Source organism: Runella sp. (assembly GCF_027484545.1).
Classification (GTDB): Bacteria; Bacteroidota; Bacteroidia; order Cytophagales; family Spirosomataceae; genus Runella.
The window spans coordinates 38,472-50,754 of record NZ_JAIXST010000304.1 but is presented as its reverse complement, the minus strand read 5'-3'; the positions used below and the strand labels follow the sequence as shown (position 1 = coordinate 50,754).

Annotated in this window: 8 protein-coding genes, 1 tRNA gene and 1 pseudogene; 5 read left to right on the top strand and 5 right to left on the bottom strand. The window is 45.6% G+C overall.

Translation table 11 applies throughout. The features are described 5' to 3' along the window. Positions 1–30: 30 nt before the first annotated feature. On the bottom strand, positions 31–1,107 hold the full coding sequence (locus Q0081_RS27210; RefSeq protein WP_298361009.1) for a methyltransferase: 1,077 nt from the start codon (positions 1,105–1,107) through the stop codon (positions 31–33). Between the two features lie 130 nt (positions 1,108–1,237). Between Q0081_RS27210 and Q0081_RS27205 the strand changes: the two genes are divergently transcribed. Continuing rightward, on the top strand, positions 1,238–3,343 hold the full coding sequence (locus Q0081_RS27205) for a prolyl oligopeptidase family serine peptidase (protein ID WP_298361007.1): 2,106 nt from the start codon (positions 1,238–1,240) through the stop codon (positions 3,341–3,343). 192 nt (positions 3,344–3,535) lie between these two features. On the opposite strand, the gene Q0081_RS27200 is transcribed toward Q0081_RS27205, so the two are convergent. After that, a complete protein-coding gene (locus Q0081_RS27200; protein WP_298361005.1) occupies positions 3,536–4,351 on the bottom strand; it encodes an alpha/beta hydrolase in 816 nt (271 codons plus the stop codon). A gap of 194 nt (positions 4,352–4,545) precedes the next feature. Between Q0081_RS27200 and hflX the strand changes: the two genes are divergently transcribed. The 4 genes from hflX to Q0081_RS27180 all read left to right on the top strand — a co-directional run bounded on the left by hflX (position 4,546) and on the right by Q0081_RS27180 (position 8,039). Then, complete coding sequence (gene hflX / locus Q0081_RS27195) at positions 4,546–5,796, top strand: GTPase HflX (protein ID WP_298361003.1); 1,251 nt, start codon at positions 4,546–4,548, stop codon at positions 5,794–5,796. Between the two features lie 103 nt (positions 5,797–5,899). Further along, positions 5,900–5,971: transfer RNA gene (locus Q0081_RS27190), tRNA-Arg, on the top strand. A gap of 317 nt (positions 5,972–6,288) precedes the next feature. Then, a complete protein-coding gene (locus Q0081_RS27185) occupies positions 6,289–7,539 on the top strand; it encodes an AAA family ATPase (protein WP_298361001.1) in 1,251 nt (416 codons plus the stop codon). After that, positions 7,536–8,039: a hypothetical protein gene (locus Q0081_RS27180; protein ID WP_298360999.1), complete on the top strand. Its 504-nt coding sequence runs from the start codon at positions 7,536–7,538 to the stop codon at positions 8,037–8,039. The genes Q0081_RS27185 and Q0081_RS27180 overlap by 4 nt, the downstream gene beginning before the upstream one ends. 242 nt (positions 8,040–8,281) lie before the next feature. Here Q0081_RS27180 and Q0081_RS27175 read toward each other — a convergent pair whose 3' ends face one another. From Q0081_RS27175 to Q0081_RS27165, 3 genes and pseudogenes are all read right to left on the bottom strand, one after another. After that, positions 8,282–9,268: a DUF3500 domain-containing protein gene (locus Q0081_RS27175; RefSeq protein WP_298360998.1), complete on the bottom strand. Its 987-nt coding sequence runs from the start codon at positions 9,266–9,268 to the stop codon at positions 8,282–8,284. A 241-nt stretch (positions 9,269–9,509) separates the two neighbouring features. After that, positions 9,510–10,859, bottom strand: coding sequence for a HupE/UreJ family protein (locus Q0081_RS27170; RefSeq protein ID WP_298360996.1), 1,350 nt, complete (start codon positions 10,857–10,859; stop codon positions 9,510–9,512). Continuing rightward, positions 10,801–12,179, bottom strand: a pseudogene (locus tag Q0081_RS27165) (DUF3500 domain-containing protein). Before Q0081_RS27165 ends, Q0081_RS27170 begins: the two are co-directional and overlap by 59 nt. Positions 12,180–12,283 lie beyond the last annotated feature (104 nt).

The following is a 12,283-nucleotide window of genomic DNA, read 5'->3' as shown; positions in this document are numbered from 1 at the left end:
TTCCATTCCATTCACTTTCATTCAAATTACCTACTTATTAATTTCAGCTTTATGTGGCTTTTTTGCCCAAATAAGCCCATAATCCATCTGTGTAGAAAAAGAATCAAGGGAGGGAATCAAGCCTGCATTGTGCAATAATTGTCGATATTCCCAGCGGCCGTAAGCACGGCCTTTGGTTACCCAAAACAACTGCGCTGAATAATCCGTCACGGCCAACGGCCCATCCAACTCATCGTTTAGAAAGGCATCGTGAATCCACAACTCGCCTTCCGGTCGAAGAGAAGCGGCAAAACGATGAGCAAGCACCTGACAGGTTTCCGTAGGCCAATCATGAAACAAACTGGCTGCCAGAAGCAGGTCGGTCTGCGGCAATTCATCCGCTAACATATCACCCGGCATAAATTGTACCCTTTCCTTTACACTGACTGCCCGGGGTAGGCCGCTTTGACAAAAAGTTTCCAATACTTCTTTCGCCACGGTCAACACCGCCGGGCGATCGAATACAGTGGCAGTTGCCTGAGGATTTACCAATAACCACTCGTAGGTAAAGTAGCCTGTTCCACCAGCTACATCCAGCAAATGACCGCTGTGTTTGGGAAGCTTTTCGGCTACCAAAGGTGCTAAACACTGTGCCCGACCAGCCAAGGCCATGGTCAGAAAACGAGCGACTTCCGGATCATCCATCGGAGAAGGCACATCGCCTTCTTTTACATAGGCAATTCCCGTGGGTTCCGGTTGTGGCAGCCCATCGTTACGAAGCCGCTCGGCCATTTCAATGACACCGGGATCATTCTTTTCCAAACCCACATAATCCATGAGCGTTGGGGTAGCTCCGCGCGTCAGATGTCGTCCTATGACAGTCAGGTGAAGTTTTCCGTCCGAATCATAAGCCAATAGCTGCATCGCACACAGTGCTGGAAACAGCACCATGGCCGGACGTTCCCGAAGTCCAAGACGCTGCTGTAAATCAGCGAAGGAAAGAGGCCCGCCTATGAGAGACTCAAAGACATTCAGGTGATGCACGGCCGCAATCAGCAGGCGTGAGCTATACATGGCCCGCGCATGTCGGGTAATAGGGGCCAGGTCAGGAGAAAGAGGAATTGGCATACGTCAGCGATTAAACCGCTAAATTCAGAAATTTATGCAAATTCTTATTGCTTGCGAGGTTAAAGCCTCTAATTATCTTCTTCAAAACAGTGTTTTTTAGTAAGTTTGGATTCTACTAAATCCTAACTCTATGAAATTTCGTCTACACCTGACCTTTCTCTTATTTTCCGTTTTCATTACAATGGCCCGGTCCCAAACAGGACTCAATTTAGACGTCGTTAAATCGTATCCTTTTCCCAACGAACTCACCGCCGCAGCCACTGGCTCCCGCATTGCGTGGGCTTTCAACGAGCAGGGACAACGCAACATCTACGTAGCCGAAGGACCCGATTTCAGCGCCCGCCGCCTGACCAATTATGTACAAGACGACGGTCAGGAATTGAGCAGCGTTGCGCTTTCGCCGGATGGAAAGTGGGTGATTTACGTGCGGGGCGGTGACCATGGCTCCAATTGGGGTGATGAACTGCCTGTCAATCCTACCTTCAGCCCGACCCCTCCCAAAGTACAGATCTGGGCCGTTCCTTTTTCGGGTGGTGAGCCCAAAGCGCTGGGAGAGGGAGAAGAACCGGTCATTTCACCCAAAAGCGATAAAGTGGCCTTTGCAAAAGGCGGACAAATCTACACGGCTCCCATCGACGGCTCGGCATCGCCCGTGATGCTGTTTTCGGCCCGGGGCACCAATGGCTCGCCCGTTTGGTCACCCGATGGAAGTCGTTTGGCATTCCAATCCAACCGCGTTGACCACAGTTTTATTGGAGTTTTCACCGATGCCAAGACCCCAATTAGTTGGATAGACCCTCAGTACAAGCGTGACAGTTCGCCGAGGTGGTCACCCGATGGAAAGAAATTGGTTTTTGTTCGGGCAAATGGCTTAGGAGGCAAACCCGATTCTATCCTCGTTAGAAAACACATTCCGTGGTCGATTGTCACGGCAGAGGTTAGCACCGGGCAGGCAAAAACGCTCTGGACAGCCCCAAAAACACTGAGTGGGTCGGTGCCCAATACGCACGGCGGCACCAACTTACACTGGGCCGCCGACCGCATCGTTTTTCTTTCCTACCAAGACGGATGGCCTCATTTGTATTCGTTGACCGAGCAGGGCGGCAAACCTTTATTGCTCACTCCGGGCAATTTTATGTGTGAACATATCCAACTGAGCGCCGACGGTAAATCATTAGTTTTTGCCGCCAATGCCGGCACTGACCCGTTGGATATTGACCGGCGCCACGTCGTCAAAGTCTCGGTAAGTCAAGCAGATATGAAGGTCATGACTCCCGGCGCAGGTTTGGAGTGGTTTCCTGTTCTTACTGGCGATGGACAGACCTTAGCATTTGTGAGTGCGACGGCACAACGCCCTCCCCTCCCCTGCGTAATGCCAGCCAATGGCGGCACAATCAAGTTACTGGCTACGGACCGTTTACCTGCCAACTATCCCGCAGCCGATTTAGTAACGCCCAAACAGGTCGTGTTCAAATCGTCGGACGGAGTGACGGTGCATTGCCAACTCTTTGAAAAAGCGGGCGGATCGGCCAAAAAACCAGCCATCATTTACGTACACGGCGGGCCACCTCGCCAAATGCTGTTGGGGTGGAATTATTCCGATTATTATGCCAATGCATACGCCATGAACCAATACTTGGCGAGTCGTGGTTTTGTAGTCCTTTCGGTCAACTACCGCTTGGGAATTGGGTACGGTTATGAATTTCACAACGCCAAAAACGGGGGTTCAAACGGTGCATCCGAGTACTTGGATATCAAAGCGGCGGGCGAATGGTTGGCTAAACAAAGCCAAATAGACCCCAAGCGAATCGGTATTTACGGCGGCTCTTACGGCGGCTTTCTAACTGCTCTTGCGTTGGGGCGTGATTCAAAACTGTTTGCCGTGGGGGTTGACATTCACGGTGTACACGACCGCACCGTCGAGCGCGCCCGCAGCCTCGTCCTCCCCGACCAATACGAACGCGCTCCCGATGCGGATCGTGCGTTGGAAGTAGCCTGGAAATCTTCCCCCGTGGCCTACGTCAATACGTGGAAATCGCCCGTGCTCTTTATTCACGGCGACGACGACCGCAACGTACGGTTCAGCCAAAGCACCGACTTGGTTCGTCGTTTGGAAGAATTGGGGGTGCCTATGGAAACGATGGTGATCGTGGATGATACGCACCATTTTATGATGCACGCCAACCAAGTCAAAGTAAACAAAGCCATTGCCGCCTTTTTTGAGAAAAAATTGTAAGGTAATCAGGTACGTAGTACCAAAATAGTTGTAGCAGCAGAATTAAAATCAACAAGCAAATAGGTGCAGCGCACCGAAATAGCTATTTCAGGTGTAGTTATTTCGGTGCGCTGCACCTTTAGTGGCTTGTTCGGGTGTACATTTCTTTGCTACAATTATTGCGCTGCTATGCAGCTTTTCCTGTTACTATTTTTACTTCAGCAAACTATCCAACGCTGAACGATAAATTGGCGAACTGTTCAGGTACAAATGATGCCCGCCGGGAATGGTGGTTAACTTCACTTTGGCAGGACTTTCAGGTGCCGGAGTTGACAAAAGAAGAAGGCTGTTTTTGTAAGGAACTGTAATGTCTTTGGTACCGTGAAAAAGATGGATAGGGCAATGAATATGCGCAAAACAGCTATCCGTTCTGAACTTGTAGCGCGTGAGCCATTCATACGGAAAAATCGGCAATTGAGTGCGCCCCAACGTTGGCATACTGGCGTAAGGCGCCTCTAAAATCAGCAATTTAGGACGGTTATTGGCCGCAATGCGCGACGCCATTCCTGTTCCCAACGAATAACCATACACCACAATAGAGTCTTCTGAAAACTGTTTTTTCAGGAAATCATACAGGTGCTGTGCATCCCGATGAAGGGTGGCTTCGGAGCGCTCGCCAGTGCTTTTGCCGTAACCGCGATAGTCGTACATCAACACGTTGTAGCCCCTGCTCGTAAATCGTTCGGCATATTCACGGCCCCACCGAGCCAAATTGTCGCGATTTCCGTGAAAAAACAACACGACCGGCCCCTTTTGAGAAAGTGAATTACTGTCTTTGCTAAACCACAGGGCATTCAATTTTACGCCTTTTTCGCGTTCAAAATTGATTTCCCGAAACGGCAAGGCAAAGCGATATTCGTAATCGGCGGCTAAGGTTGTGGGTCGAAATAAAGCGAAAGGATGAAACGCCCAAATCAGCAGTGTAGATACAAAATAGGTAAGAAGAACATATTTAAAAAAACGAAGCATATAAAACCGGTTGTTATCCTGACCCATGAACACTCTTTAGACACTTTCAGCACGACAAATTACAAAAAATCAAGTTAAAGCTTTAACTTCGTCATAAATCAAGAAACTTTCTGAAAATCAACGCCGTTATCTATACCCGTTTAACCAATAACGGTTAACTATTAATCCCGAATGAATTCGGGACGGAATCGTAAATGAATTCAACCGCAAAAAAACAGGAAACAGCCGTGTTGGTCGCCGTTACTACTCAACGGCAGACCGCTGCACAAACCAAAGAATACTTGGAAGAGTTGGCTTTTTTGGCCGCTACGCTGGGTGTACAGACCGTAAAGACATTTACTCAAAAACTCGAATATCCTGATAATCGGACGTTTGTGGGCAAAGGAAGACTCGAAGACATCAAAATTTTCGTGACTGACAATCCCGTGGACATGATTATTTTTGATGACGAACTCATCCCCTCGCAGGTGCGCAACCTGGAGGCGGAGTTTAAAGATATAAAAGTACTCGACCGCAGTTTATTGATACTTGACATTTTTGTGATGCGGGCTCAAAGCGCACAGGCCAAAACTCAAGTGGAATTAGCTCAATATCAATACATTTACCCTCGCCTTACCCGTATGTGGACCCACTTGAGCCGCCAAAAAGGGGGCGTCGGGATGCGCGGTCCGGGGGAAAAAGAGTTGGAAACTGACCGTCGTATCGTGCAGGATCGGATTGCTTTTTTGAAGGAAAAACTCGAAAAAATTGACAAACAAAGCGTGACCCGCCGCAAAGAACGTGACCGTTTGGTACGCGTAGCTTTGGTGGGCTATACCAACGTGGGCAAATCCACCCTCATGCGACGCTTGGCCAAAGTGGACGTTTTTGCCGAGAATAAACTCTTTGCCACCGTGGATTCTACCGTGCGCAAAATGGTACTGGAAAACATTCCGTTTTTGCTGACTGATACCGTTGGGTTTATTCGTAAGCTGCCCACTACGCTCATTGAGTCGTTTAAATCTACATTGGACGAAGTACGCGAAGCGGATATTTTGTTGCACGTGGTGGACATTTCGCACCCTTCTTTTGAGGAGCAAATTGAGATTGTCAACCAAACTTTGACCGAAATCAAAGCCGCCGACAAGCCTACCATCTTGGTTTTCAACAAAATAGACGCCTATCATCCCAAAGCGGCAGATTTTGACGAGGTGATTGAGACGCCCGAAGGCGAAATCATCATTGAGCAAACCAAAGAAATGGTATTGGCCAAATTGAAGAAGAGCTACCTGACCGGCAAATCTGACCATGTTGTCTTTATTTCTGCTGAAAACAAGGAAAATTTGGAAGAATTACGGGCTACGCTCTTTGAATTGGTGAAGACCAAACACTTCCAAATCTATCCAAATTGGACCAAGATGAATTTCTTCGACGGAATGCCGCCCAACTTTGATATTGCGGAATAGTTTTCAGAAATTTGCACAAATTCAGATTTCGTAATTCAATGGAACGCCGCCCGATAAGCATTTTCCAAACGCTTGATACGACGGCTGACCAATGTAAAAAATAGACTTCGTAGTTCAACGGATAGAATAAGCGTTTCCTAAACGCTTGATACGGGTTCGATTCCCGTCGAGGTCACATCTTCAAATTATTGTTTCAAAACGCTAAATATGGCTGAGATTACACCTGACTTGCTGATGCTAAGAGTTGCTTTTACATTCAGTAATTTGAGTCGGAGGTTTCGCTGTAGCAATACAATTCATATTTGGAAGCTAACTTAGAATTTTGTTGTTCTTTGATAGTCGCTACATTTGTCTTAAAATCTGAACTAAAACTCACATGTTGGTTTTTCCCATTTTTGTGTTTGTTTTAGACAGCAATCTCCAATTTATTGTGCCTGCCTAAATTCTGGGAAGCATTATAACAAATTTTGGTCTTAAAATTCTTAGAATAAAATGAGCAGAATTAGAATAAAAAATTTTGGTCCAATAAAAGGCGGTTACCAAGAAAATGATGGATGGATTGATATTAATAAAGTTACGGTACTTATTGGCAATCAAGGAAGCGGCAAGAGCACAATTGCAAAGCTCTTCTCAACATTAAGTTGGATTGAAAAAGCTTTAGTGAGGGGAGACTATAATTCAAAGTGGTTTACCCAACGAAAGCGATTTCAAAATGTATATTGTAAATATCATCGTCTTGAAAATTATTTTTCTGACAGCAACAGCGATTACCAGACAGAAATTGAATATCAGGGAGAAGCCTATCATATAGCTTATAAAGCAGGAAATTTAACTGTTAATGAGAATAAAACAGGGAAATATTTGTTACCTCAAATCATGTATGTACCGGCAGAACGTAATTTTATAAGCACTGTAAGGAAACCTGACGTCTTGAAATTTTCCTCTGAATCTTTAGTTGAATTTGTTACTGAATTTGATAATGCTAAAAATCAAATGAGAGGAAATTTAAGTTTGCCTATTAACAATGTAGATATAGAATATGATAAATTAAATGATATTATAAATATTAAGGGAGAAGGCTATAAAATAAGATTAACCGAGTCATCGAGTGGGTATCAATCATTGGTTCCTCTATACCTTGTCAGTAGATATTTAGCTAATAGAATCGAGAGTAGGACGAGAGGCGGTACATATGATAAGGAGGAATCTATGAGCAGTTTTGAATTAAAACGTTTTAGCGAAGCAATTACAAATTTATTTCAAGATGCCAAACTAACTGATGAACAAAAAAGAGTTGCGTTATCTGCAATATCAAAAAGATTTAACAAAAGATGTTTTATCAATATAGTTGAAGAACCGGAACAAAATCTATTTCCTACTTCCCAACAAAAAATACTGAATAGCCTATTGGAGTTTAATAATATGGACGAAGCCAATAAATTAATTATGACGACACATAGTCCATATTTAATTAATTATTTAACACTTTCAGTAAAGGCAAATATGCTGGCAGAAATGATTAAAACGGAAAAAAATCTAAAATTATTAAATGAGATTGTTCCATTATTATCAACTGTGAAGCCAATTGATTTAATTATTTACGAATTGGATGAAAAAGAAGGAAGTATCAAAAAATTAGAAGCATATAATGGTTTACCATCAGATGAAAACGAATTGAATGAAAGACTTGGAGATGGGAATGAACTATTTGCGCAATTATTGGAAATTCAACAAAATTTATGAGCATTAATTTAGCAGTTGAAGTTTGTAAAACTCATTCTAACAGAAAATTATTCGGGCTTTGTGATGATCCGCATCCAGCTAAAAATCCTGCATATATTGATGAGTCTGATGGAAGTAAATGGATTGCTGTTGTAGTGAACGAAGACAGAAATCATGTAATATTTACTGCAATTGATAATTGTATCGCTGTTAGTAGAGAAGATGGAACTATGGATAAACGTTGCGATGGTGTTTTGATTTATGACAGGGTTATAATTTTTATTGAATTGAAAGAAAGAGGAGCATTAGGGAATTCATGGGTAAAAGATGCTGAAAAACAAATACGTACTACAATTGGCAATTTTGGGGATTCAGATGAAGCGGGAGAATACACAACAAAAAAAGCATATATAGCCAATAGTGAACATCCTAAATTTAAGGAGAGCCAGATAAGACGTATGGAACAATTTCTTAATGATACAGGATATGTTTTAAGAATAGAGAATAGGATTATCCTTTAATAATTAAGGAATGGAGTCGTATTTATATGTTTACCAAAGCCTTTGCGCAAACTGTATCCGAAGTCCTCAAATCAGTTAAAGAAATTAGGGATTCATTTTGAGATAAATTACTCATTATTAAAGTAATACACAAAATATTTCTCAAAATCATTGAACATCTTCTTGAATACAAAGCCTCTCAAATGAGCTTTTTAAGAGGCTTTGTATTTGTAAATAGGTGGATTCCTACTAAAGCCTCCTCACTAATTCCCCCCATAATCACTCTTCCTATCACGCCAAACCGAATGCGGATGCGTCGTACCGGGAATATCACGGCTCGGCTGCGCCGAATACTCAATCCAAATACTCGGTCCGTCGATGCGAACGTAATCACCCACTTGGTTCATCGTGCCGCTTCCTGCGTAGGCTACGTAGGTCTCGGGCAATTCGGCCGTGTACTTTTTCATCCATTCCTCGGCCGTTTCCGCATCCAAATCCCGAACGTAGCTTTCCATGGCTTTTTTCACCCATTTTTGCTGCGCACTGCTCAAATCCCCCACCTTTACACCCTGTTTTTCCAAAGGAAACTTTCCGTCCTGATTGGGGCCTAACAGAATATTGTTAAAGGACAAACGCAGCTTGGCCGTCGTTTTCTCCTCTTCCTTCAACGAACCAATCAGGGTGGCAAACGCGTCTTTTTCCTGTTCGAGCGGTTGGTATTTCTTGCCGTTCCATTCAAATACCGAGGGTTCAACCCCTCGGAAGGAAGGCGTCGCACCGATGATTTTTCCGCCTTTGTAGGTATTGGCAAACGCATAATGATGCCCGCCGAATTGCAACTCCCAAAGGTCGGAAGTACTTGGTTTTCCGAGAAAGGCGATAAAGAAATTGCCCGAACTGAACAGCTTCGGATTGTTGGTATGCTGTCCGAAAAAATCATCGGCCGCTAAGTTGCCTTCCATTTCCCCAAATCCTTCCTGCTCCGATTCGTGCGACAAAACCGCCGACATCAGTGCCTTGGCCGCCGCCAATTGCGCCGGATTGAGCAGCCCCAATCGAATCCCCACGCGTGTCGGTCTGAATTCAGGAAAATTGGACCACTTCACCGCGTTGCTTTTGGTATATTCCAATTGAAGTTGAGCGGTTTGCTCGGCATTCAGGGTCGCTTTAAAGGCTTCCGCAAAACAAACTACTTTTGCGGTTCCTTTTTCCTTGGCGCAGTCAGCTGAAACAGGAGCGATTTGGGACACAATTTCGTTCTCATTTTAAGAAGAAAACAAACCTAATAAAGGCAGTAAGATTGCTCCGTAAAATGCAAATGCTTTCATGGTTTTTATCGTTTAATTGGTTTGCCAAGTTTTAGCTATTAGAACCCCTATCCCCAACCCTTGCGGTCCGCCGCCGCGGCCCCTGTGAGGGAAAGGGAGTTCTGACAAGTCCCTCCCTCACAGGACGGTCCGCCGCAGCGGGAGGGATTTAGGGTGGGGTTCATCAGGAAATAAGTTCAGTAATAAAATTCGGTTTTTCCTGAATACGCTCTACCATCCATGCCAACGCCAACAGCATCATGACAACGGCACCCGCCTGTCGGACGAATACATAATAGCGTGTTTTGGAAAGTAAAAGCAGGACGGGAAACACCAACAAAATGAGAAACAATTGCATCAGTTCGATGCCTACATTGAATCCTAAAATACTCAAAATCATCTGCTTGGCAGAAAGCTGCAAATTGGTCAATGTTTCGGCAAACGCTAATCCGTGAATCAGGCCAAAGCCTCCGACAATAAAAACTTCCCACTTGGGGTACAAGGGGCGAAAGGCATGAAAAGCCGACACCAAAATAGTGACGGCAATCAATACTTCAATCGGTTTACTAGGAAAATGCAGCCATTGTACCGAACCTAACAACAGCGTCAGCGAATGCCCAATGGTAAAGGCAGTGACGATTTTAAGTACAGCCCCCCAACCCCCAAAGGGGGAGCCTTTCTTACTCCCCTTTGGGGACGGTCGCAGTGGCGCACCACCGCCGCACGGGATGGGGGGCTGTATTGCTCCCAACAGCAAAGTCAGCAAAAAAAGAATATGATCGGTTCCTGCGGCAATGTGCGAAATCCCCAACGATACCATGTTTTGGAAGCCTTTCCAAGTGCTGCCCTGCTGTAAACTCACCTGAAAAGGATTCAGTTTTCCCTGCACAATATCCCATTCGATGACTCCCACTTGTTGCGTGGTGGTATCTTCGCTCACCAAGCCCCGTTCCCAATCCTGTCGAACGTTTACCAGCACTTTATGACTCGCTACCTGATGCAAAATTACGTCGTAATCAAAGTAGAAATTCCGAAGGTCGTAGTGTTCCGGCGGGGTCATTTCAAACCGAACAATCAATTCTTTGTAATCGCCCGTCAGTTCGTTTTTGGTTTCAATGACTTTCATTTCACCCAACGTCACCATCCACGGTTTTCCTTCAAAACTGCGGGGACGAATGTGCTGCTTCAGATACATCCGAAGGGCATCGCCCAGTCGTTCTACCAATCGTTCCGAACGGTCATTAACGCTCATCCCGATAGCCGATTGCAGTTCTCCCAGCGGCAGCATGATTTCGCCCGAAATGGACTTTTCGTGCACATTCAGTATTACCATGGAGTTGGGCATCGGATGCGCAAACAGCCCCCCCTGCCCCCAAAGGGGGAGTAAAAACAGGCATAGCCAAAAGAGTCTGAAACATGCTCTAAAGAGCGCAGTTCCCCCTTCGGGACGGTCCGCCGCGCGGGTTAGGGGGCCGTTAATTTCCACCATAATCGGCTTTTCTGTCTCTCCAAACGGAGTGCGGGTGATTGGCATTTTTCACAATAATACCGCCTTGCATCGAAAACTCAATCCATACACTCGGTCCATCAATCAAGACATAATCCCCTTTTTCGGTAAGTGCTGTAGTGCCATAATACGAAATGTAGGTTTCATCAATTTCTGATTTGTACTTGGCATACGCCGCAGCCGACGCTTTATTGTCCAGATCGTCGGTATACGTTTTAATGGCCGCCAATACCAAGTCCTTCTGAGTTGATGTCAGATTTCCTACTTTTACTCCTGTTTTTGTCGTTGGGAAACTGCCGTCTTTTTGTGGCCCTACAATCAAATCATTTTGAGCCGCCGAACGCTTGGCAGTGGTGAGTTCGGTCGAACCCAGCCCTTTCAGCATCGCCGAAAGGGTATTCAATTCCTGTACAATAGGTTGATAAGTAACGGTTTTCCATGCAAAACTTGGGAAGGGTTCTGTAGAACGGAAGGAACCCCCGTCATTTTTCCGCCATTGTACGTTTGAATGATGGTTCCGTGGTGACCGCCGATTTGCAAACACCACAATCCCGTAGCACTTGGTGTGCCAATAAACGCAATGTAGTAGTTGCCTGAGCCATAGTCTGAACCACCGCCGATAGAATTCAAGTAATCGTCAGCCGCCAAAATGCCTACGTATTCTGCATTTCCTTCGTCTGCTCCTGACCCCGTAGCCGCTTTCAGCAAATTATAGAAAGCCGTCCATTGAGCAGTACTGAAAGTAGTGGATTGCAACCCTACTCTGCCTTTGTATAACCCTTCGGGCAAATTGGACCACTTCTGTGCGTGGGCTTTGTTGTACGAGTCTTGCAGGGAAGTTAGCTGTGTAGAAGAAAGCGTTGCTTTAAATGCATCGGCCGTAGCCACGATGTTGGCAATATCCGTATCAAAGGCCCAAGCCGTTCCGCCCGTAGAGGTAGCGGCCGCACTGACGGTCAACGAAAGTGTACAACTCTGCCCTCCCAGAGAAATGGCAAAAGAGGCCGTTCCGGCGGCCGAAGGTGTTCCCGTGATGGGATACGTCACCGAGCCAGCGCCCGAAGCCAACGTTCCTGCGGCCAACGTAGCGGTCAATCCTGTCACACCCGTGGAAGAAATGGCCGAACCGGCCGAATAGGCCACTGCATTCCCACCCGTGTAAGGCACGGTGGCCGTACCCGTAAAAGCTGTTCCGGCCGCAGGTGTTCCTGAATACGTAGCTGACGAACATGTTAACGCCGAAACCGTAGCCGACGAAGGCGTGGGCGTATCGGTAGATTCATTACAACCGACCAAAAGTACAAGGACTATGGCGACTGTGCTTGCGAGAAAATGGTTTACTTTCATAATCATTTAGTTTTAGTAATTGCTTACGTAGCTATATGACGCTGAAAAAGAAGTATATGTTGAGACAAACCTCTTCTTTGAAAGTGAAAAGGAAAAAAAGGCAG

Excerpts from the sequence above, each read along its gene's own strand:
- Q0081_RS27180 (WP_298360999.1), top strand. The coding sequence starts at position 7,536 with ATGAGCATTAATTTAGCAGTTGAAGTTTGTAAAACTCATTCTAACAGA.
- Q0081_RS27170 (WP_298360996.1), bottom strand. The coding sequence starts at position 10,859 with ATGCCAATCACCCGCACTCCGTTTGGAGAGACAGAAAAGCCGATTATG.
- Q0081_RS27205 (WP_298361007.1), top strand. The coding sequence starts at position 1,238 with ATGAAATTTCGTCTACACCTGACCTTTCTCTTATTTTCCGTTTTCATT.
- Q0081_RS27200 (WP_298361005.1), bottom strand. The coding sequence starts at position 4,351 with ATGCTTCGTTTTTTTAAATATGTTCTTCTTACCTATTTTGTATCTACA.
- hflX (WP_298361003.1), top strand. The coding sequence starts at position 4,546 with ATGAATTCAACCGCAAAAAAACAGGAAACAGCCGTGTTGGTCGCCGTT.
- Q0081_RS27210 (WP_298361009.1), bottom strand. The coding sequence starts at position 1,107 with ATGCCAATTCCTCTTTCTCCTGACCTGGCCCCTATTACCCGACATGCG.
- Q0081_RS27185 (WP_298361001.1), top strand. The coding sequence starts at position 6,289 with ATGAGCAGAATTAGAATAAAAAATTTTGGTCCAATAAAAGGCGGTTAC.